At 76.0% G+C, this 23,860-nt stretch carries 5 protein-coding genes; all 5 read left to right on the plus strand.

The genetic code is table 11. The features are described 5' to 3' along the window. Nucleotides 1-23 precede the first annotated feature (23 nt). From C569_RS0100690 to C569_RS0100710, 5 genes are read left to right on the plus strand one after another with little or no spacing between them, the layout of a single operon-like run. Nucleotides 24-20,153: an SDR family NAD(P)-dependent oxidoreductase gene (locus C569_RS0100690; RefSeq protein WP_026267551.1), complete on the plus strand. Its 20,130-nt coding sequence runs from the start codon at nt 24-26 to the stop codon at nt 20,151-20,153. Further along, on the plus strand, nt 20,150-21,091 hold the full coding sequence (locus C569_RS0100695) for an LnmK family bifunctional acyltransferase/decarboxylase (RefSeq protein WP_018783895.1): 942 nt from the start codon (nt 20,150-20,152) through the stop codon (nt 21,089-21,091). The genes C569_RS0100690 and C569_RS0100695 overlap by 4 nt, the downstream gene beginning before the upstream one ends. Beyond that, complete coding sequence (locus tag C569_RS0100700; RefSeq protein ID WP_026267552.1) at nt 21,088-21,330, plus strand: acyl carrier protein; 243 nt, start codon at nt 21,088-21,090, stop codon at nt 21,328-21,330. Before C569_RS0100695 ends, C569_RS0100700 begins: the two co-directional genes overlap by 4 nt. Further along, complete coding sequence (locus C569_RS0100705) at nt 21,327-22,562, plus strand: hydroxymethylglutaryl-CoA synthase family protein (RefSeq protein WP_018783897.1); 1,236 nt, start codon at nt 21,327-21,329, stop codon at nt 22,560-22,562. The genes C569_RS0100700 and C569_RS0100705 overlap by 4 nt, the downstream gene beginning before the upstream one ends. Continuing rightward, nucleotides 22,559-23,752, plus strand: coding sequence for an alpha/beta fold hydrolase (locus C569_RS0100710; protein WP_018783898.1), 1,194 nt, complete (start codon nt 22,559-22,561; stop codon nt 23,750-23,752). The genes C569_RS0100705 and C569_RS0100710 overlap by 4 nt, the downstream gene beginning before the upstream one ends. The last annotated feature ends 108 nt before the right edge of the window (nt 23,753-23,860 follow it).

A 23,860-nucleotide genomic window follows, 5' to 3' on the forward strand; every position in this document is an offset into this window, starting at 1 on the left:
AGAAGACCGGAGGCAGGTTCCCGATGGCCGACGTCCAGAGCCGGTTCCGGCTCACCCACGACGACTTCGTCATGCGGAACCACCGGCTGCACGAGGTGTCGGTGCTTCCCGGCGTCGTCTTCTTCGACCTCGTCTACCGCACCGCCGTCGCGGCGGGCTGGGACCACCGCCGGCTCTGCCTGCGGGACACCGTGCTCGCCGAGGCGATAGTCACCACCGACGGCTTCGACCGCGAGGTGGTGCTCTCCATCGGGGAACCGCAGGACGCCGGGCGCCCGTTCACCGTCCGCAGCCGCTGGCTTCGCGGTGACGACCCGGTGTCCGGCTGGCACGACAACGCGCACGGGCTGATCTGCGTCACCGACGAGCCGGTCCCGCCGCCGCTCGACCTGGCCGGGCTGCGGGCCGCCGCCGACCGGCACGAGGACGTGGACGTGCTCTACCGGCGGGCGGTACGGGAGCACATCCGCCACGGCCCGGCGATGCGCTGCCACGGCACCCTCCACATCGGCGGCGGCGCACTCCTGGCCGACCTGACCCGCGAGCAGCATCCGGGGGCCACAGCCGCCGGGTTCCACCTGCACCCGGCCTCGCTGGACGCCTCGACGCTGGCCGGGTTCGGGCAGGCCGAGATGCCCACCGACGACCCGTTCGTGCCGATGTTCGTCAAGGAGTTCCGGGCACCCGATCCGCTGCCGCCGGTGTGTCACGTCCACGTCCCGCGCCCGGAACGGCTCGCGCCGTCCGGCGACGTGATCACCACCGACTACACGATCCGTGACGCGGACGGCCGGTTCCTGGCCGGGTTCACGGGTCTCACCTGCAAGCGTATCCGCGAATCCGGCCTGGTGCGCCGGCTGCTCGCCGACGTGTCGCCCGACGCCGCACCGGTCTGGTCCGGGCCGGCGGCGACGGCGCCCGGACAGCCGGCGGTGTCCTCGCCGGGTGCCACGAACGGACTCACCGACACGCTGCGCGCCGCCGTCGCGGACATGCTCGGCCGGCCGGCCGCCGAGGTGCCGACCGGCACCGGGTTCTACGACCTCGGCTTCGACTCGGTCGCGCTGCTCCGGCTCACCGAGCGGGTCGAGCACCTCGTGGGCCGCAAGCTCTATCCGACGCTGCTGTTCGAGCACACCACAATCGACGCGCTCGCCGCGCACCTGTCCACCGGGCCCGCCCCGGCCGTACCGCAGTCGTCGGACGCGCCGGTGGCCGACGCGGCTCCGGCCGCCCCCGATTCCGCGGTGCTGGCCTTCGTCGACGCGTGGGTGCCCGCGGACCCGGCGCCGCCGAGCACCGGTACCCCGGAGGCACTGGTCGTGGGCGGCACGCTGCCCGCCGGGCTCACCGCCACCCACGTGGACTCCGTCGACCGGCTCGGCGACGCCGGTGAGCTGCCGCCCGCCGTCGTCCTGCTGACCGACGACCCGGCCGCCGACCTGTGGCGCGCCGCCACCGCACTCGTCGACGCCGGACCGCGCGACCTGCTCGTCGTGCACACCGGCGAACCCACCGCCGAGCAGGCGGCTACCGCGGCGCTGGCCCGTACCGTGACGGCCGAGATTCCCGGGCTGCGCTGCCGGTACGTCCAGGTCGACGACGCCCGCGACCTCGCCACCGCGGTACGCGCGGAACTGCGGTCGGCCGGCACCGAGCCGGAGGTCCGTCACGTCGGCGGGCGGCGTCTCGTGCGGCGCTGGCGCGAGGTGGACCCGGCGGCCGGGGCCACGGGCGGGGAGCCGTTCCGCGACGGCGGCGTCTACCTGATCACCGGAGGGTCCGGCGGTCTCGCCGCCGTCCTCGCGACGCACCTCGCGCGGCGGCACCGGGCCCGGATCGCCCTGCTGTCGCGCACCGCGCCAGCGGCGGCGCTCGCCGACCGGTGCCGCGCGGCGGGCGCCGAGGTGCACGTCGCCATCGCCGACGTCACCGACGCCGCCGCCGTGGACGCGGCGGTGGCGGGGGTACGGGAACGGTTCGGCCGGATCGACGGGGTCCTGCACTGCGCCGGCGTCACCCGGGACGGGCTGTTCTTCCGCGGCGATCCGGGCGACCCCGCCGCCGTCGCCGCCCCCAAGCTCGACGGCCTGCGCCACGTCGACGCCGCCACCGCCGGTGACGCGCTCGACTTCCTGGTCGCCTTCTCCTCCGCGTCGGCCGACGTGGCGAACCCCGGCCAGGCCGCCTACGCGTACGCCAACGCGGGCCTGCGGCACGTCGAGCGGCGCGGCCGTGGCCGGACCGTCGTCATCGGCTGGCCGTACTGGGCGCAGGGCGGCATGCGCGCGCCCGCCGACGCCCTGCGCCGCTCGACCGAACGCACCGGCCAGGAGCCGATGCCCACCGACACCGCGCTCGGCGTCCTGCGCGACGTGCTGCGTGGCCCGTACGACGCGGTCCTGGTCCTGCACGGGCAGCCGGACCGGCTGCGGGAACTCGTGCCGTCCGCCGGCGCGGCTGCGAGCACCGGAGCCGTCGCCCCGAGCCCGGCCGCCGGTGCTGCCGCCGTCCCGCGCCGGGCCGACGGCGGACCGGCCGCAGGTGAGCAGGCCGTGAGCGGACCGGCCCCGGGTGGGCCGGACGACGACGCGGTAGCGGTGGTCGGCGTGGCCGGGCGTTACCCCGGCGCGGACGACCTGGACGCGTTCTGGCGCAACCTGGCCGGCGGCGTCGACGCGATCACCGAGGTGCCGCCCGGCCGCTGGGACCACGCGGCGCTGTTCGACCCGGAGAAGGGCACCCCAGGACGCACCTACGGCCGGTGGGGCGGGTTCCTCGACGGAGTCGACCGCTTCGCGCCGACCTTCTTCGGCGTGTCCCGGCGCGACGCCGAGCGGATGGACCCCCAGGAACGGCTGTTCCTGACCACCTGCTGGCACGCCCTGGAGAACGCGGGACATCCGTCGGAGACCCTGCGCGGCGAGGTCGTCGGCGTCTACGCGGGCGTCATGTGGAACCACTACCAGCTCGTCGGCGGGGCCACCGACGGCGTCGCGCCGACCGCGATGCACTGCGCGATCCCCAACCGCGTCTCGCACACCTTCGACCTGACCGGGCCGAGCCTGGCCGTCGACACCGCCTGCTCGTCGTCGCTGATCGCCGTGCACCTCGCGGTCGAGAGCATCCGGCGGGGCGAGTGCACGCTCGCCCTGGCCGGCGGCGTGAACGTGACGGTGCACCCGCAGAAGTACCTCCAGCTCGCGCAGGGGCAGTGGTTGTCCACCGACGGCCGGTGCCGGGCGTTCGGCGCCGACGGCACCGGCTACGTACCCGGCGAGGGGGTCGGCGCGGTGCTGCTCAAACCGCTGTCGCGCGCGCTCGCCGACGGCGACCACGTGTACGGCGTCATCCGCGCGACCTCGGTGAACCACACCGGACGTACCGCCGGGGCGACGGTCCCGAGCCCCGGCTCCCAGGCCGCGCTCGTCCGCGCCGCCCTGAAGTCGGCCGGCTGGACCCCCGCCACCGTCGGCTACGTCGAGGCCCACGGCACCGGCACCGCGCTCGGCGACCCGATCGAGGTCGAGGGCCTGCGGCAGGCGTTCGACGGTGTGGACCTGCCGGCCGGGGCGTGCGCGATCGGCTCGGTCAAGTCGAACATCGGGCACCTGGAGGGCGCCGCCGGGATAGCCGGCCTGACGAAGGTGCTGCTGCAACTGCGGCACCGCGCGCTCGTGCCGTCGCTGCACGCCGAGGAACTCAACCCGCACATCGACTTCGCCGCCGTGCCGCTGCGGGTCCAGCGCAGGCTGGAACCGTGGACCCCGCCGCCCGGCGTCCCGCGGCGGGCCGGCGTCAGCGCGTTCGGCGCCGGGGGCACCAACGCCCACGTGCTGGTCGAGGAGTTCGCCCCCGCCGCCGCGCCCGCGCCGGACGGGCCGGCGCTCGTGGTGCTCTCCGCGCCGACCGCCGAGACGCTGCGGGCGTACGCGGGCGCGATGGCGGCCGGCCTGCCGGTGGCGACCGGCCCGACGACGGCGGTGGCCGACCTCCTCGGCGTACCCGAGGAGGCGCTGGAACCCTCGGCGACCCTCGGCGACCTCGGGCTCGACCCGGCGCGGCTGGCGGACCTGGTCGGAGTGGAGGCGATCGGCCGGCTGACCGTGGCCACGCGCCTCGACGAACTCGCCGCGGACCGCGCGGTGCGTGACATCGCCTACACGACGCAGGTGGGACGGGCGGCGCAGCCGGTCCGCATCGCCGTCGTGACGTCGGGCACCGAGGCGCTGCGCAGCGCGCTGGAACGCTTCGCCCGGGACGGGGACACCGGGGACGTGGTGACCACCGGCGCGCCCGTCACCGGCGATCCGGTGGCGGCGTTCCGGGCCGGCGACCTGCACGAGGTGGCCCGGCACTGGGTCGGCGGCGGCGCGGTCGACTGGTCCGCCTGTTACCCGGACGGGCGTCCCCGCCGCATACCGTTGCCGGCCTGCCCGTTGCCGGAGGAGCCGTGCTGGCTCGGCGGCTGGGACGCCGCCCGCGCCGGAATCGGCGCCGCCCGCGCCGGAATCGGCGCCGACCGCGCCGGGAGCAGCGGCGGTGACACCGTCGCGTCGCCTGCGGGCCCGATGGCGGACGCCGACGGCGACGTGGTCGCTCCGGACGGTCCGGAACTGGAGTTCCGCGTCCTGGACCAGGGCGTCGCGCTGGTGTCGATGCGCGCGCCGATGTTCACCGACGGACTCCTCACGGCGCTGGCGGACACGTTCGCGGAGATCGAGCGGCGCGACGACGTACGCGCGGTCGTGATCACCGGCCGCGGCTCGGTCTTCAGCATGGGCGGCACGCCGGAGGCCCTGCGGTCGCTGGCCGAGGGCGAGGGCACGTTCACCGACGCCGCGCTCGTGTACGAGGGCATCCTGCGCTGCACCCGGCCGGTCGTCACCGCCGCGGCCGGGCACGCCTCCGGCGGGGGACTGGCGTTCGCCTGTTACGGCGACGTGGTCGTCCTCGGCGACACGTCGGTCTACAGCGCGAACTTCACCCGCTACGGCTTCACCCCGGGCATGGGTGCCACGTACATCCTGGAGCAACGCCTCGGCCCCGCCCTGGCCGCGGAGATGATGCTGACCGGACGGTCGATGACCGGCGCCGAGCTGAGCCGGCGCGGCGCCGGCGTGACCGTGCTGCCGCCGCACGAGGTCGTACCGGCCGCGTTGGACCTGGCCCGGTCCATGGCGGACAAGCCGCCGGCGGTGATCCGGTCGCTCAAGAACGAACTCGCCGGCCGGATCCTCGACCGGCTGCCCGACGTCATCGCCAGCGAGGTCCGCATGCACGGCAACGTCCTCGGCGCGGAGTCCGCCGCCCTGGTGCGGGAGCACTTCACCAAGGTCGACGGGTTCCGTGGCCGGGCGACGCCCGTGGCGCAGCCCGAGCCCGGCCCCGACGACGGCGCGGTGGCCGACGCCGTGACCGAGATCGTGGGCGGCCTGCTGTACCTGCGCCCGGACGAGGTGCTGCCGTCGCGTACCTTCGCCGACCTGGGACTGGACTCCATCGGCGCCGTCGAGCTGGTGCGGGACCTCAACCGGCGGTTCGGCACCGACCTGGACTCGGCCGCCGTGTACGACCACCCCACCGTGCCGGACCTCGCCCGCGCGGTGCTGCGCGACCTGGCCGATTCCGCCGCACTGCGTGCCCAGGCCACCACGCCCCCGGCACCGTCCGGCGTGGACCGACCGGTTGCGGCCGAGGCGCCTGCGTCCGCCGAGGCCGCCGGGCCGGCCGTCACCTCGCCGGGGGCCGCGGGCCCGCCGCCACTGGTCCTGACCGCGCCCGCCGCCGCGCCCGCGCCCGCCGCCGCGCCCGCGCCCGCCGCCGCGCCCGCGCCCGCCGCCGCGCCCGCGCCCGCCGCCGCGCCCGCCGCGGCGCCGGGCCCGCCGCCGCTGACGTTCGCCGTCCGCCCACCGTCGGCGTCGCCGCCCGACCCGGAGCCGAGACCGGCACCGGCCGCGACCGTGACGCCGGCACCGGCGGCGGAGGTGTCGCCGGCTGCGGACCCGGCCACCGCGATCGCGGTGATCGGAATGGCCGGACGGTTCCCGGGCGCCCCCGACCTCGACACGTTCTGGGACAACCTCGCCGCCGGCCGGTCCGCCATCCGGGAGGTCCCGCCCGAGCGCTGGGATCTGACGGGACTCTACGACCCGGACCCGGCCGCGCCCGGTCGTACCCGCAGCCGGTGGGCCGCGCTGCTGGACGACGTGGACGCGTTCGACGCCGGGCTGTTCCGCATCTCGCCGCTCGAGGCCGAGGCGATGGACCCGCAGCAGCGGGTCTTCCTGGAACAGGCGTGGGCGGCGCTGGAGGACGCCGGGTACGCCGGGCGGCCGATGCGGTGCGGCGTCTTCGTCGGCTGCGGCGCGGGCGACTATCCCCGGCTGCTGGAGCGGCACGGTCGCGGCGACACCAGCGAGGCGTTCCTCGGCGGGGCCAGCTCGATCCTGCCGGCCCGGATCGCGTACCTGCTCGACCTGACCGGCCCCACGATGGCGATCGACACCGCGTGCTCGTCGTCGTTGACGGCGGTGCACCTGGCCTGCGAGAGCCTGCGCTCGGGTGACTGCGACACGGCGCTGGCCGGTGGCGTCGCCGTGATGTGCACACCGCAGATGCAGGTCTGGACCAGCCAGACCGGGATGCTGTCGCCGACCGGCCGGTGCCTGCCGTTCGACGCCGCCGCCGACGGCATCGTGCTCGGCGAGGGCGTCGGCGTGGTCGTCCTCAAGCGGCTGGACCGGGCGCTCGCCGACGGCGACCACGTCCACGGCGTCATCCTGGCCGGCGGCGTGAACGGCGACGGCCGCACCAACGGCATCACCGCGCCGAGCGCGGTCTCCCAGGTCCGTCTGCTGCGTGAGGTGCACGCCCGGGCGGGCGTCGAGGCCGGGTACGTCGAGACGCACGGCACCGGCACCGCGCTCGGCGACCCGATCGAGGTCAAGGCGCTGGCCCAGGTCGTCGGCCCGCACTGCCGGATCGGCTCGGTCAAGGCGAACATCGGTCACACCACGATGGCCGCCGGCGTGGCCGGCCTGATCAAGGTGCTGCTCAGCCTGCGGCACCGGCAGTTGCCACCGACCCCGCACGCCACCGAGCCGATCCCCGGGCTGCCGGTGGTGCGGGAACTCACCGGCTGGCACGCCGACCGGCTGGTGGCCGGCGTCAGTTCGTTCGGCTTCAGCGGCACCAACTGCCATCTCGTGGTCGCCGAGGCACCGGCCCCGACGGCGGGCACCGGCACCGGGCCGGTGGTGGTGCCGGTCTCGGCCCGGACCGCGTCCGCGCTGCGGGACCTGACGGACCGGCTGGCCGAGCGCCTGCGTACCGAACCGGCCGACGTCCACGACGTCGCCGCCACTCTCACGCACGGCCGCGCGCACCTGGCGGTCCGGGCCGCGTTCGTCGCCGCCGACACCGCCGACCTGGTGCGGCAGCTGGCCGGTGGACCGCCCGCGCCCGACGCGCCGGCCGACCTGGTCGCGCTCGCCGAGCGCTGGGTGGCCGGCGCGGACGTGGACTGGACGGCGATGCCGGCCGGGCGTCGCATCCCGCTGCCCACGTACCCCTTCGCCCGCGACCGTTTCTGGACCGGCCGCGACCGGCGGGAGACGGCCCTCACCCCGGCCGACCCTCTGGTGGCCGACCACCCGCTGCACGGCGTCCCGGTGCTGCCCGGCGCGGCGTTCCTGCGCCACGCCACCGCCGGTGGGACCGCCCGCGCCGCCGACGTGACCTGGCTGCGGCCCGTCGTGGTCAGCGAGCCGGTGACGGCTGTCGTCACCCGGGACGACCGGATCACCCTCACCGTCGGCGGCGCGCCGTACGCCGTCGCCACCCGCCGCGCCGCCGACCCGGCGCCGCCGGAGCGGGTGGACCTGGCATCGGTCGAGGCCCGCTGTCCCGTCCGCCGTCCGGTCGACGACCTGTACGCGGGGTTCGCCCGGGCCGGTCTGCGCTACGGGCCGTCCTTCCGGGTGCTGACGGAGCTGCGGCTGGGCGCCGGTGAGGCGCTCGGCACGCTCACCGCCGGACCCGACGGCGACGTCCAGTTGCTCGACGGGGCGTTGCAGGCGGTCGCCGGGCTGGTCGATCCCGCGGACCGGATGCTCGTCCCGTTCGCCGTCGAGTCCGTCTTCGTCGCGGACCGGCTGCCGGCGACCGCCCGCGTCCACGTGGTGCGCCGCGACGGCGGACGGTTCGACGTGGTGCTCACCGACCCGACCGGTGACGTCAGGGCCCGGCTCGGCGGTGTGACGCTGCGCCCCTACGACGCGCCCGGCACCCCGTCCGCCGCCGAGAGCCGGCCGGTCGTGGCCGCGCCGCCGGCCGCCGGGGAGCCGGGCCTGCTGTACGTGCCGACCTGGCGGCCGGTCGACGCACTCCCCGGCGAACCGCCTGCCGGACGGGTCCTCGCCGTGCACACCCCCGCCGACGCCGCGCTGGCCGCCGCCCTCGGCGCCGGCGACCGACTGCCGTTCGGCGAGCTGCCCACCGGCCGCTACGACACGGTGTACGTGCTCGCCCGCACGGCCGATCCGGCCGCCCCGCCGCACGAGGACACCGCGACGCTCGACGCGTTCCGCCTGCTGCGCCGCCTGCTCGACCTGGGCGCGGACCGGGGACCGCTGACGCTCACCTTCGTGGTGTCCGGGGTGGCGGGCCTGCCCGGCGAGCCGGTCCACCCGCACGCCGCCGGGCTGGCCGGGCTGGCCAGCGCGATCGCCGCCGAGTACCCGCAGTGGCGGGTCACCTGCGTCGACGCCGGCCCCGGCGACGCCACCTCGGCGGAGGCGATCCGCCGTGCGGGCGGCACCGACCGGTTCGTCGCGCTGCGCGGTGACCGCCGCCTGGTCCGCCGCCTGGAGCCGGTGACCGGACCGGCGGGCGAGGCGCCGCTGCGCGACGGCGGTGTCTACCTCGTCGTCGGCGGCACCGGTGGCATCGGGTTCGAGGTCAGCCGTCACCTCGCCCGGACCCGGCGTGCCCGGCTGGTGTGGCTCGGCCGCTCGCCGGAGGACGGGCGCGTCCGGTCCCTGGTCGCGCAGATCGAGGCGCTGGGCGGGCAGGCCGTCTACCTGCGCGCCGACGTCACCGACGCCGTCGCGGTCGGTCGCGCGGTGGCCGAGGCGCGACAGCGGTTCGGCCCCGTAGACGGCGCGTTCCACGCCGCGCTCGTGCTCCGTGACCGCGCCCTGTCCGCGATGGACGAGGCGGCGTTCACCGAGGTGCTGCGGCCGAAGGTCGCCGGTGTCGGCGTGCTCGCCGACGCGCTGGCCGGTGAGCCGCTGGACTTCCTCGCGCTGTTCTCCTCGGCGCTGTCGTTCGCCCCGGCCCCGGGGCAGGCCAACTACGCCGCCGCGAGCACGTACGAGGACGCGTACGGGCTGGCACTGCACCGCCGCGGACAACCGGTACGCGTGGTCAACTGGGGCTGGTGGGGCAGCGTCGGCGTGGTCGCCGACCCCGGACACGCGGCCCGGTTCGCGGCGCTGGGCATCGGCTCGATCGAGCCGGCCGAGGGCGTCGCGGCGCTGGAACGGATCCTCGCCGGCCCGCACGCTCAGGTGGCAGTGCTCAAGGGCACGAGGGACGGGCTCGCCGCGCTCGGCGTCCACCCGTCCCCGCCCGCCGACGAGTCCGTCACCACCGCCCCACCCGCGACGGTCGGCGCCGCCGCGGACACCGACCCGTCGCTGGACCGGTCCAGCGCGGCCTTCCGTACCCTCGACGGGCTGGCCCGCGACCTGCTGCGCGACCGGCTCCGGGACCGTCCCGGGCCGGCCTCCGGGCCGCTGGCGGCCGCCGTCGCCGCCGCCGTGGCCGGGCCGCCGGCCGGCCCGTCCACCGCCGACGTGCTCACCCGGCACCCCGACCTCGCCCCGCACGTCGCGTTGCTGGCCCGGTGCGTCGACGCCCTGCCCGGCGTCCTGGACGGCCGGACCGCACCGACCGAGGTGCTCTTCCCCGGCGGCAGCACCGATCTGGTCGCCGCCGTCTACCAGGGGCAGCGGGCCGCGGACTTCTACCACCGCCTGGTGGCGGCGCAGGCCGCCGCCGCGCTCGGCCGGACCGGCGGCCGTCCGGGCCGCGTGCTGGAGATCGGCGCCGGCACCGGCGCCGGCTCGGCGTTCGTCCTCGACGCCTGCCCGGGAGTCCGGTACGACTTCACCGACGTCTCGACCGCGTTCCTCCGCGAGGCCGAGGACCGCTTCGGCGGACGCCATCCGGGCCTGCGGTTCGGCGTCCTCGACATCGAACGGGAACCGGCCGGTCAGGGCTTCGAGGCCGGCTCGTACGACGTCGTGCTCGCCACGAACGTGCTGCACGCCACCGCGGACGTGGTCGGCAGCCTGCGCCACGCCCGGTCCCTGCTGCGCCCCGGCGGTGTGCTGCTGCTCAACGAGGTCACCCGCGCCTCCGACTTCCTCACCGCGACGTTCGGCCTCCTGCCGGGCTGGTGGCGGTTCACCGACGCCCACCGGCGGCTGCCGCACTCCCCGCTGCTGTCACCGGCCGGGTGGCGCGCGGCGTTCGCCGAGGCGGGCCTGACCGGCCGGATCCTCGGCATGCCCGGTGTCCCCGACGACGAGCAGGAGCAGTGCGTGCTCGTGGCGACGGCCGGTGCGCCGCCGGTGGACCGGGTGCCGGCCCGCGCCGCCCGGGACTACGTCCGCGCGGTCTTCGCGGAGGTCCTCAAGTACCGCCCGGACCAGCTCGACGACGACGTCACATTCGACAACTTCGGTGTCGACTCGCTGGTCAGCCAGCACCTCGTACGCCGGTTCTCGGCCGATCTGGGCGACCTGCCGGCCACCCTGCTGTTCGAGCACCTGACGATCGAGCAGCTCGCCGACCACCTGGCCCGGGACCGGCCGGGTCCGCTCGCCGGCACGCTCGGGATCGCCGCGGTGGACGCCGAGCCGGCACCCGTCCACCCGGCCGCCTCGGTCGCCCCGTCCACCTCGGTCGCCCCCGCCGTGCCGGCTGCCTCGGCCTCCGCCGCCCGGGGCGACGCGGACGCGATAGCCGTCGTCGGCCTGTCCGGCCGCTACCCGGGCGCGCCGGACCTGGAGCGGTTCTGGCAGAACCTGGTCACCGGCACCACAGCGATCACCGAGGTGCCGCCGGAACGGTGGGACTGGCGCGAGCACTTCGACCCGCGCCGCGGCCGGGCCGGGCACACGTACAGCCGGTGGGCCGGGTTCCTCACCGACGTCGACCGGTTCGATCCCGGCTTCTTCGGCATCCTGCCGAAGGACGCGGCCGCGATGGACCCGCAGGAGCGGCTGTTCCTGGAGACCGTCTGGCTGATGCTGGAGGACGCGGGCGCCCTCGGGGGAGTGCTGCCGCGCGACACCGGCGTCTTCGTCGGCACCATGTACGGCTCGTACGGCAGGATCGCCGCCGCGCAGGGCTGGCCGGCGGGCCGCTACACCGACGGGCACTCGGCGTACTGGTCGATCGCCAACCGGGTGTCGTACACGCTCGACCTGACCGGGCCGAGCTTCGCCGTCGACTCGGCCTGCTCCTCCTCGTTGACGGCGGTCCACCTGGCCTGCGAGAGCCTGCGCCGCGGGGAGTGCTCGGCGGCCGTCGCCGGTGGCGTCAACCTGGTCCTGCACCCGGCCCACCTGATCGCGCTGTCGTCGATGACCATGTTGTCGGCCGACGGCGCGTGCAAGGTGTTCGACGAGCGTGCCGACGGGTTCGTGCCGGGCGAGGGCGTCGGCGCGGTACTGCTCAAACCCCTGTCCGCGGCCCTGCGCGACGGCGACCGGATCTGGGGCGTCATCGAGGGCGGCTTCGTCAACTCCGGCGGCCGGACCGCCGGCTACACGGTGCCCAACCCAACGGCCCAGGCCGACCTGGTGGTCCGGGCGCTCGCCGCGGCCGGCGTGGCACCCGGCGACGTCGGCTATCTGGAGGCGCACGGCACCGGCACGGCCCTCGGCGACCCGATCGAGATCGCCGGCCTCGGCCGGGCGCTCGGCGGTGCGCTGCCGGAGGGCCGGCGCATCCCGGTCGGCTCGGTCAAGGCCAACATCGGTCACCTCGAAGGCGCCGCCGGCATCGCCGGCCTGACGAAGGTGCTGCTGCAACTCGCGCACGGCACGATCGCGCCCTGCGCGAACCTGTCCACAGTCAACTCCCGCATCGACCTGTCCGGGTCGTTCCTGCTGCCGACGAGCGCGCAGCCGTGGACCGCGCCCCGGCGGGCCGGGATCAGCTCGTTCGGGGCGGGCGGCGCGAACACGCACCTGGTGGTCCGGGCGCATCCCGCGCCGCCGCCCGCACCCGTCCAGCCGGGGCCGCACGTCGTGGTGCTGTCGGCGCGGACCCCCGAGCAGCTGCGGACGCTCACGGCCGCCGTGGCCGACCTGGTCGAGCGGACGCGCCCGCGCCTCGACCAGCTCGCGTACAGCACTCAGGTCGGGCGGGCGGAGTTCGACCACCGCCTGGCCGTCGTCGTGTCCGACGTCGACGAGCTGGTCCGCCGGCTGCGGTCCGGCGAGGTTACCACCGGCACCGGCACCGATCCGCTGTTCGACGGCGACGGCGGCGCCGAGATCGCCGCCGACCTGCTGCGCCGCGGCCGGCTCGACCAGGCGGCGAAGCTGTGGGTACGCGGTGTCCCGGTCGACTGGGCCGGCCGCTGGCCGGTACGGCCGGGACGGGTGCCGCTGCCGCCGTACCCGTTCGACAGGCAGCGGCTGTGGCTGCCCGAGCCCGCCGGCACCGCACGGCCGCCGGTGCCGCCGTCCGTACCGGAGGGCGACCGGACCGCCGACGGCCGAGACGCCGTGCCGCCGAGCCCGGAGGCGGTGGCGCGGGCGAATGCCGTGCCGGAGACCGTCGCGCCGGACGCGGCGGCACCGGAGACCGCCGTGCCCGACGACGATCCGTGCGTGTACCTGCGGCCGCAGTGGCGGGCCGAGCCGCCGCCGGCGGGCGGGCGACCGCCGGCCCGCATCCGGGTGATCGGGGAGGGACCGACGTTCGGCGGCCGCCACGACCAGGCCGACCCGGACGTGGTCGTGGTGCACCTGCCGGCTCGTGCCGGCGGGCTGGCGGACGAGGTGCGCGAGAGCCTGCACACGGTCCTGCGGACCGCCGCCGAGGTGCTCGCCCCCGATCCGGCCGCGCCGCTGCGGATCGTCGTCGGCTGCCCGGACGAGCGGCCCGCGTACACCGCCGTGACGGCGGCGCTGCGCACGCTCGCCCTGGAGCACAGCGGCTTCTCCGGGGCGGTGGTCCGGGGTGGCGTGACCGCCGAGGCGGACCTGTGGCACGTCTCCGGCCCGCCGGAACAGCGGGTGGACGACGTCCGCTGGATCGGCGGCGTCCGTGAGGTCCGCCGGATGGTGCCGTTCCGGCCCGGCCCGGTCCTGCGGCGCACCGGCGGCGTGTACGTCGTGGTCGGCGGCACCGGCGCCGTCGGCCGGCACCTCGCCGTCCACCTCGCCGCGACCCGCGCGCCGTCGGCGGTGGTGCTGGTCGGCCGGACCGCGCCGGCCGACGACGCCTTCGCGTTCGTCCGCGCGGACGTGACCGCCGAGTCCGACGTACGCAGTGCCGTGGCGGAGATCCGCCGCCGCTACGGGCGCATCGACGGGGTGGTCCACGCCGCGGGCGTGCACGACGACGCCCGCGCCCTGACGAAGCCACCCGCCGCCGTCGACGCGGTGCTGGCCCCGAAGGTGTCCGGCCTGCGGCATCTGGTGGACGCGCTCGGCACCGAGCCGCTGGAGTTCCTCGCGCTGTGCTCGTCGATCGCCGGGCGGACCGGCAACCTCGGGCAGGTCGACTACGCCTACGCCAACGCGTTCCTGGACGAGTTCGCCGCCGGCCGGCCCGGCACGGTGTCCGTCTGCTGGCCGCTGTGGGCCGACGGCGGCATGGCCGTCGACGACGCCACCCGCCGGTTGTTCGCGCGGCGCTGGGGGAGTGCGCCGCTGCCGACGGCCGAGGCGGTACGGGCGTTCGACCGTGTCGTGTCCGGCACCGAACCGGTGGTCGCGGTGCAGCTCCCGGCGGAGACCGCGCCGGAGTCCTCGGACGTCCCGGCCGGCGGCCCGGAGCCGGGACCGGATCCGGACACGGAACTGCGCGCGCTCGCCGCCGGGTTCCTGCTCGTCGAACCGGACGAGGTCGACCCGGACATCCAACTGCTCGACCTGGGCTTCGACTCCATCTCGCTGACCGAGCTGGTGAACGAGACGAACGAGCGGTTCGGCGTGGACCTGCTGCCGACGGTCCTCTACGAGCACCCGACGCTCGCCGCCTTCGGCGCGTACCTGCGCACCGTACTCCCGGCCCGGCCGGTCCCTGCCACTGTGGACGCCGGGCCCGCGGCGGACCGGCCCGCGGCGGACGCCGCCGAGCCGCCGGCGGACCTGCCGGCCGACGCGGTCGCCGTGGTGGGAATGGCCGGCGTGCTGCCCGGCTCGCCGGACCTCGACGCGTTCTGGCGGCACCTCGCCGCCGGCGACGACCTCGTCCGGGCGGTCCCGGCCGACCGCACCGACCTGCTCGACGACCCCGCCACCACCGGCGTCCGCGCCGGCTTCCTCGACGACGTACGCTCGTTCGACGCCGACCTGTTCGGCATCGCGCCGCGTGAGGCCGCGCTGATGGACCCGCAGCAGCGGCTGTTCCTCCAGACCGCCTGGCAGGCTGTCGCCGACGCGGGATACCGGCCGGCGGACCTCGCCGGCACCGACACCGGGATCTTCGTCGGCGTGTCCGCCTGCGACTACGACGACCTGCTCCGCGCGCACGACGTGCCGGTCGAGGCCCACACCGCGAGCGGTCTCGCCGACTGCATCCTGGCCAACCGGGTCTCCTACCTGCTGGACCTGCGCGGACCCAGCGAGGCCGTGGACACCGCCTGCTCCAGCTCGCTCGTCGCCGTGCACCGCGCGGTGCGGGCGCTGCTGGCCGGGGAGTGTGCGACGGCGCTCGCGGGTGGGGTGAACGTGCTGCTGAGCCCCGGCCTGTTCGTGGCGTTCCAGTCCTCGGGCATGCTCAGCGCCGACGGCCGGTGCAAGACGTTCGACGCGTCCGCCGACGGGTACGGCCGCGGTGAGGGCTGCGGTGTGGTGCTGCTCAAGCCGCTGCGCGCGGCGGTCGCCGACGGGGACCAGGTGATCGCCGTCATCCGGGGCAGCGCGGTCAACCACGCCGGCCGCGGGCCGTCGCTGACCGCCCCGAACCCGCAGGCACAGGCCCAGGTGGTCAGCCGGGCGTACCGGGCCGGTGGCGTCGACCCGGCGAGCGTCAGCTACATCGAGGCCCACGGCACCGGCACCCGGCTCGGCGACCCGATCGAGATCGAGGGGCTGAAGAAGGCGTTCGAGGGCGTGGACGCAACGATCGCGGTCGGGGCGGTGAAGACGAACATCGGCCACCTGGAGGCCGCGGCGGGCATAGCCGGGCTGCTCAAGGTGCTGCTGAGCCTGCGGCACGAACGGCTGCCGCGCACGCTGCACCAGCACCGCCGCAACCCGTACCTGCGGCTGGACGGCACCCCGTTCACGGTGCTGGACCACGACGTGCCGTGGACCGGCGAGCGGGTCGCCGGGGTCAGCTCGTTCGGATTCGGCGGCACCAACGCCCACGTGGTCGTGCAGTCGCCGCCGCCGCTGCCGGCGTCCCCGGCGGCGGGCCCCTGGCGCCTGGTGCTGTCCGCGTCCGGTCCCGCGGCCCTGGCGGAGTACCGGCGCCGGGTCGCGGACCGCCTCGTGGAGGGCGCCGACATGGCCCGTGTCGCGTACACCCTCCAGGTGGGACGGGAGGCCCTGGCCCACCGGTTCGCCGCGGTGGTCGCCGACGCCGCCGAGGCGGTGGCGGTGCTGCGCGGCGAGGCGCCGCCCCGCCGTGACCCGGAGACCGAGACCTGGCTGGCCGGCGGGGACGTGGACTGGGCGGCGACCTGGGACCACCGGCCGGCCCGGATCTCCGTGCCCGCCCCGCCGCTGGCAGCCAGGCCGTTCTGGTTCGACGAGGGCCCGGCCCGCGCCACCGCACCGGCCCGGCCCACCCCGGCGGAGCCGCCCGCCCCGCGTGTTCCGGCCGAGCCGCCCGCCCCGGTCCGCAGCATCGGTGCCGGCCGGATCGTGCTGCGTGACCCGTCGGCGCTGCGCCGCAACGGCACGGGCCGGCGTACCGCCGCCGACGCGGTGGCGGTGAACGGCGGACGCGCGTCGAACGGCGCGTCGTCGGTGGGCGTGCTCGCCCGGCCGGACGCCCACCCGGCCGGAGCCGGTCCGGCAGCGGCAGCGCCACCGGTCGCTCCCGAGCGACCGGCCGCACCTGAGCACCCCGCCGAATCGCACGGCCCCGCCGAACGGCCGGTCGCCGCCGTCGCCGTCCAGGAGGCCGCGGCCGCGGTTCCGCCGGCGCCCGCGGAGGTGGCCGAGGCGGTACGCGACTGCGTGGCGCGGGTACTCGGCGCCGACCGTACGGAGATCACCGCCGACCGGGCGTTCGCCGACCTCGGCCTCGACTCGATCTTCCGGATGGAGCTGGCCCGGCTGGTGGTGGCCACGTTCGACGTGGAGGTCACCGCCGCCGACCTGTACGAGCACGACACGGTCGAGGCGGTGGCGGCACTCGTGGCCGCCGGCACGCGGGCCCCCCGGCCGGCCACACTCGGCGACGGCGTCGAGGAGCTCGTGACCGGGGTGCTGGAACGTCCCGTCGAGCCCGGCCGGACGTTCGCCGACAGCGGCCTCACCTCGTTCGACATGCTGCGGGTCGTCGGCGCCCTGGAACAGCGTTACGGCGCGCTGCCCAAGACGCTGCTGTTCGACCACCCGACGATGGCCGACCTCACCGCGTTCCTGGCCGGGCGGTCCGCCGGGACCGGCGTGCGGACCGAGCCGGGCACCGGTCCGCAGGTCACCGGCCGGACGATCGAGAGCGGTGCCGAGGTCGACGGTGAGCCCGTCGTCGTCCGTAAGCGGACCCTGCCCGGCCGTCCGGCGCTGCGTGACCTCCTGGCCGACCTGGACCGCCGCCACGCCAAGGAGGGCGGGCTGGCCGGCCGGGACATCGCGCCGTACGCCTTCGTCGACTCGGCGCGGGCCGGCTACGTCAACTTCTCGGTCCGCGGCGACGACGTGTTCGCCTGGAGCTTCGTCGGGCACCACGACCACTTCCACGACCTCGTCGCGGAGTGGATCGCGTGGGCGCGGCGGCACGGCCTGCGGCCGAACTTCCTGTCCCTGGCCCACCTGACCGAGGTCGCCGGGGAACCGGTCACCGCGACCCCGTTCGGGGCGGTGCAACGCCTGACGGACCTGGCCTCGTTCACCGTACGGGGCGGCCGGATGCAGCGGCTGCGCAGCCTCCTGCACCGGTTCGAGCGCGCCGGCGACTGCCGGATCGAGGAGTACCGGGCCGGCGCGTCGCCGGAGACCGACCGGCAGATCGTCGGCCTGATCGACTCCTGGGGCCGCCGCAAGCAGATGGTGAACCCGTACGTCGGCGTGGTCCGCGAGGAGATCGGCGGCGGCACGCTGGACCCCCGGCACCGGGTCTTCCTCACCCGGGTGGACGGCGTCCTCGTCAACGCGGTCATCGTGACCCGGATCCCGTCCGAGCGGGGATACCTGCTCGATCTGGAGTTCTACGCCGACGAGATGCCCGCCGGCGGGCTGGAGTGGGCGATCGTCCGGATCATCGAGCTGACCGCCGCCGAGGGCTGCACGTCGTTCAGCTTCGGGGCGAGCTTCGGCGTCGCCATCACCGAGTCGCGCAACGCCGACCCGGCGGTGGCCGACGCGTTGGCGGAGCTGCACTCGGTGGGCGTGTTCGGGCCCGGCAACTTCCAGTTCAAGAACAAGTTCCGGCCGGAGAACACGCCGATCTACCTGTGCCAGCCGTCGACCGGTGACCGTACCTCGGTCACCGACATCATCCTGATGATCGCCGATCCGGACCTCGTGGACGGCGCCCCCGCCGACCCCGCACCGCTGTCGGGCGCCGCCGCGCCGCCGCCGCGCGTCGACCAGTCGCCGGAGGACGCCGCGCCGCCGGAGAGCGCGGGACCGCCGCCGGACCCGGCGCTGCGGCCGGGACGTACGGCTCTGCTGGCCGCGCACGGGTACAACGCGCTCGCCCTGCCCACCGAGCTGGTCCCCTTCGACCTGCTCACCGACTCCTGGGCGGAACGGGCGGACGGCTTCGTCGCCGCCCGGACGCGGCTGCTCGCCGAGCGGCCCGCCCCACCGGAGCTCACCGCGCACGACTGGCTGCCCGTGCCCGAGGTGGTGCCGACCCGGTCCGGGCGGACGGCCGAGGAACTGCTGTGCCGCTGCCACCCCGGCCCGCGTGGTGTCGTGCTGCACGCCGCGGCCTTCCCGACCTGGCTGTCCACGCTCGCCGACCTCGGCTTCGAACCGGTGGCCGTCGGAATCGGCCGGCTCGACCCGGAGACGATCGCGGCGTTCGCGGCGGAGCTGACCCGCCGGCCCACCGGGTCGGTGTCGTTCGTCGTGGTGGAGGCGGCGAACAACGCCGCCGGTGGCGTACCCGTCGCACCCGGCGTCCTCCGGGAGCTGCGCCGCGTCACGGCCGCGCACGGGGTGCCGCTCGTCCTGGACGCCAGCCGCGTGGTCGACAACGCGGTCCAGCTCGCCGGCCCCGGCGGGGATCCCTGGCCGGTGGTGCGGGACCTGCTCGCCGTCGCCGACACGGCGACGCTCAGCCTGTCCAAGGACTTCGGCGTCACCGCGGGCGGGCTGGTCGCCACCCGCGACCCGGAACTGGCGGCGCGGTTGCGCGAGCACGTGGCGCGGCGCGGCTCCGAGGTGGACCGGGCCACCCGGATGACGCTGCGGGCCGCACTGGCGGACCGCGACGGCGTCACGGAACTGGTCCGGCGGCGCGTCGCCGCCGTCGCGGTGCTCCGCGACGGCCTGCGGGCGGCCGGCCTGCCGGTCGTGGACGTCGACGGCGCCCACTGCGTCCTGCTCGACCTCGCCCGGATGCCCGGCCTGGCCGGTCGGGAGCATCCCACGATGTCCGGGCTGGCCTGGCTCTACGCCGGTGCCGGAGTCCGCGGCGGGCCGCACCTGGCGGTCGGCGGGCCGCTCGCCGGCACCGTCCGGCTGGCGGTGCCGGTCGGCTTCGGGCCCGGCGACGCCGAGGCGGTGGTGGCCGCCGTCGCCGGCCTCACCGCCGCACCGGGGGAGATGCCCGACCTGGTCACCGGTGGGGTCCGCACGGCGGGGGAGGCGGCCCGGGCGGTCTACCAGCCCGCCGACCGGGTGCCCGACGACGTCCGGCAGGCGCTGCGCGACGAGGCGCCGGCCGACGACAACGGCACCGTGCTGCGGGAACACCAGCCGGCCGTACGCCGGCGGGTGGTGCCGGTGGCCGGCGCCCAGGTGGAGGTCTTCACCGCCGGCGACGGGCCGCCGCTGCTGCTCGCGCACCCGTTCAACATCGGCGCGGGCGTCTTCGCGCGGCAGTTCGAGGCGCTGGCCGGGCGGTACCAGGTGATCAGCGTCCATCACCCCGGCGTCGGGGCGAGCACCGCCTCGGCCGACCTCACCCTCGACGGGATCGCCGCCCTCCAGCTGCGGGTGCTGCGGGAGATCGGGGTCGACGGCCCGGTCCACGTCGCGGGCGCGTCGTTCGGCGGCCTGGTCGCGCTCACGTTCGCCCTGAACCATCCGGGGGACACCGCCTCGCTGATCCTGCTGGGCAGCTCCTACAAGATCGGCAACCGGGTCGGTGAGATCAACCGGCTGGCTGTCGTCGCGGCCCAGGACCTCGACCGCACGATCGAGGGGGCCGGCGCGGACCGGCTACGGCGCGAGCGGGCCGCCGTGGAGGCGCTGCTGCTGCGCTGCGAGAGCATGGACCCCCAGACGGGACTGCGTTACCTGGACGTGTTCGCGGCCCGGCCGGACCTCCGCGACCGGCTCGGCGAGCTGGACCTGCCGGCGCTCGTGGTGCAGGGCCGGCACGACACGGTCATCCCGTCGGAGACGGCGCGGTTGCTGCACCAGGGCATCCGGGGCGCCCGCTACGCGGAAATCGCCGACGCCGGCCACTTCCCGTACCTGACCAGCCCGCAGGAGTGCAACCGGATCCTGACCGACTTCCTGCGCGGCGCCGGAGGGGAGGGGTCGTGACCGTCCTGACTCCCGAGCTGGAACTGCTCGGACCCGACGCGACGACCCGGACGACAGTGGTGCGGCCCGGCATGTGCGGGCCGGGATCGCTGTTCGTCGGCCAGGTCGGCGACTGGACCTGGGACACCGTCAGCGCGCTCTGCGACACCAACGTCTACACCGCCCGCGACGCCTACGGGCTGCCGACCTACCTGGCGTTCCACTACATCCACCTGCGCGGCGGTGCGGACCTGCACGTGCGCGGCATGACCTTCGGCGACGTGCTGCGGGTGGACTCGCGCTCCTTCGCCTCCGGCAGCGAGTCGGTGCTGACGCTGCACGAGATCCGGCGCGGCGACCGGCCCGGACGGGTCGTCGACCCGGACGAGTTCTACGCCCACCCCGACCCGGGATGCCTGTACGCGCAGAACTTCAACCGCTGGGTGGTGCGGGGCCCGTCCGGCGGCAACGGCGACCTGCGCAGCGCGTCCCCACCGGGGTTCCGCCACGGGCACCTGCCCGCGCTGCCCGCGCGGCACTCGCCCCGGCGCGCGTACGCCGAACTGCGCGCCCTCGGCGCCGAGCCCGACCCGTCCGACCCGCTCGACCGGCTGGCGCTGGACTATCCGGTCGACCCGAGCCGCGACCTCAACGGGGTGGGGCTGCTCTACTTCGCGTCCTACTTCTCCATCGTGGACTGGGCGGCGCTGCGGCTGTGGCGGCACCGCGGCGGCACCGACGCCGGCTACCTCCGGCGGATCGTGCTGGACCAGCGGATGAGCTACCTCGGAAACGCCGACGTGGGTGCGGTGCTGCGGGTGCGGGTGTCCCGGCGGCCGGGCGGCGGCGTGCCCGGCGCCGACGAGACGGTCCGGGTGGTGCTCGCCGACCGCGACACCGGGCGGCCGCTCGCGGTGGCCCTGGCGCAGACCCGGACGGAGGGAGGGACGTGGGCGTGAGCGACGAAGCGGTCCGGCGGGTGGTCCACGAGGTGATCACCGAGATCCTGCCGGCGGTCCCCGCCGACCGGATCCCCGGCGGCGCGCACCTGCGCGACCTGGGCGCCGACTCGATCGACCGGGTCGAGATCATCATGGCCCTCCGTGAGCGGCTCGGCGTCGACGCGCCGCTCGCCGGCTTCAGTGACCTGCCCGACATCGACCACCTGGTCGCGTACCTCTGCGAGGTGACGGCATGAACGTGGGCATCGAGGCCCTGAACGTGTACTGCGGGGTGACCTCCGTCGCGGTGCCGGTCCTGTTCGAGGGGCGCGGCCTGGACGCGACCCGCCTCGGCAACCTGATGATGACCGCGAAGTCGGTCGCGCTGCCGTTCGAGGATCCGGTCACGCACGCGGTGAACGCCGCGAAGCCGATCCTCGACGCGATGGACGAGGCCGACCGCGACCGGATCGAACTGCTGGTGACCTCCAGCGAGTCGGGCCTGGACCTCAGCAAGTCGATCGCCTCGTACGTGCACCGGCACCTCGGGCTGAGCCGCCGCTGCCGGATGCTGGAGGTGAAACAGGCCTGCTACGCCGCGACGGGCGCGCTCCAACTCGCCTGCGGCTACCTCGCCGCCGGCCTGTCGCCGGGTGCCAAGGCGCTGGTGATCGCGACGGACGTGTCGCTGGTGAACGAGAACGCCTCGTACACCGAGCCGGCGATGGGCACCGGCGCCGCCGCGGTGCTGCTCGGCGACGACCCGCGGGTGCTCGACGTGGACCTCGGGGCGTTCGGGACGCACAGCTACGAGACGTTCGACTCGGCCCGGCCGGGTCCGACGTTCGACGTCGCCGACGCCGACCGCTCGCTGTTCGCCTACCTGGACTGCCTGACGAACGCCTACGCCCACTACGCGGAGAAGGTGGCCGACGTCGACTTCGTCACCACGTTCGCGGGACTGGCCATGCACACGCCGTTCGCCGGCATCGTCCGCGCGGCGCACCGCAAGCTCGCCCGCGAGCACCGGCTGCCCGACGCCGACGTGGACTTCGCCCGCCGGGTCGCGCCCGGTCTGGAATACCCGCGGCTGGTCGGCAACCTCTGCTCCGGCTCGGTCTACCTGGCCCTGGCCAGCCTGATCGACCACCTGCGGCCCGACGAGCCGGTACGGGTGGGCATGTACTCGTACGGCTCGGGCTGCGCCGCCGAGTTCTACAGCGGCCTGGTCGATGCGCGGTCCACCGCCGAGGTGGGCCGGATGCGCATCGGCGAGCACCTCGCCGGCCGGTGCGAGCTGACGTTCGACGAGTACAAGCGGATCCTCGCCGACAACGCCGACTGCCTGGTGCCGGTGGCGGACAAGCGGATCGACCCGGGGCGGTACGCCGAGGTGCTGGACCGGGTGACCGGCCCGCGCACCCTGCTCGCCTGCACCGGAGTCCGCGCCTACCACCGCCGCTACGAGTGGATCGGAGCGGGCGCGTGACGCCGGGGCGGGATCTGGCCGCCGCGCTGCTGGCGGCGGGGCCGCTGTTGCGGGTGCTGCCGCCACCGGTGCGGGTGCGGTGCGCCGACCCGGCCACCGCGGCCGCGCTGGCCCGGCTGTGCGACCGGCTGGACGTGCCGGCGCCGGTGCCGGTGGCCGGCGCCGCCGACCTCGGCCCGTTCGAGCGGGTGCTGAGCGGCCTGCTGGACCTCGACGCGAACCCGGCTCCGCCGCCGGCGGACGAGGCGCGGGTGGTCGCCGAGGCGCGCGAGCGGGACTTCACCCGCCGGTTCCGGCGCACCGACGTGCGTACCGGCGACGGGGCGGTGCTGCCCACGTACGCGGCCGGGGATCCGCAGCGGCCGCCGGTGCTGATGGTGTCCGCGTGCGGGATGCCGGCCCGGCTCGCCGAGGGCTGGGCCGACCGGCTGTCCCGCGACTTCCACGTGCTCGTGCCCGAGACGCGAGGGCTGTTCGCGGACCTGGACGGTTTCTCCGGCGACACCGGTGTGGTGGCCCAGGCCGGCGACCTCCTCGCGGTGCTGGACCGGTTCGGGCTGCGCCGCGCGCACCTGATCGGTCTGTGTGGCGGCGCGGTGCTCGCGGTGGTCGCGGCGGCGCGGGCCCCGGAGCGGGTGTCGTCGCTGAGCCTCTGGCACGGCGACTTCGACCTGGGCGACGAGAGCCCGAAGACCGACCACCAGCAGAACCTGCAAGCCCTGATGGCGATGGCCGCCCGCAGCCCGCAGCAGGCGGCGGCGGTGCACGCGGTGCTCACCAACACCATGCTCGGCGTCGCCCCGCCCCGGCTGGCGCACCTGGTCACGTACCCGTACGCGACGCCGGAGCTGCTGCGCCGGTACTGCCGGCTCAACGGCGCCATCATGGGCACGGACCTGCGCCCGTACCTCGCCGGGCTGACCACGCGCACGCTCGTCGTCACCAGCGAGGACGACCACACGGCTCATCCCGCCGGGTCGCGGGCGGTGGCCGCCCGGATCGGCGGGTCCGTCCTGCACGTCGCCGGGCACGGCGACCACCTGTCCCTGTTCCACGCCGAGGAGAGCCTCGTCGACCTCGCCGCACGGTTCGTCGCCGGCGAGGTCGCCCTCGGCACACGATCTCCCGCCGAAGCCGGCCGGCGGGTGCCCCCGGTTCCGACGAGAGGTGGAGAGGAGGTGTTCCCATGACCAAGGAGACCGCGGCCAAGAAGCCGCTTCCGGTGCGCAAGCTGGAGTCCATCAAGGCCAGCACCGTCGCCCCGTGCGCGCCCGCGCTGAGCTGAGCCCGCTGAGACG

The sequence above is a fragment of the Micromonospora sp. CNB394 genome (assembly GCF_000374985.1).
GTDB lineage: Bacteria > Actinomycetota > Actinomycetes > Mycobacteriales > Micromonosporaceae > Micromonospora > Micromonospora marina.

Coding starts and splice junctions, on each gene's coding strand:
- C569_RS0100690 (WP_026267551.1), top strand. CDS start 24: ATGGCCGACGTCCAGAGCCGGTTCCGGCTCACCCACGACGACTTCGTC.
- C569_RS0100705 (WP_018783897.1), top strand. CDS start 21,327: ATGAACGTGGGCATCGAGGCCCTGAACGTGTACTGCGGGGTGACCTCC.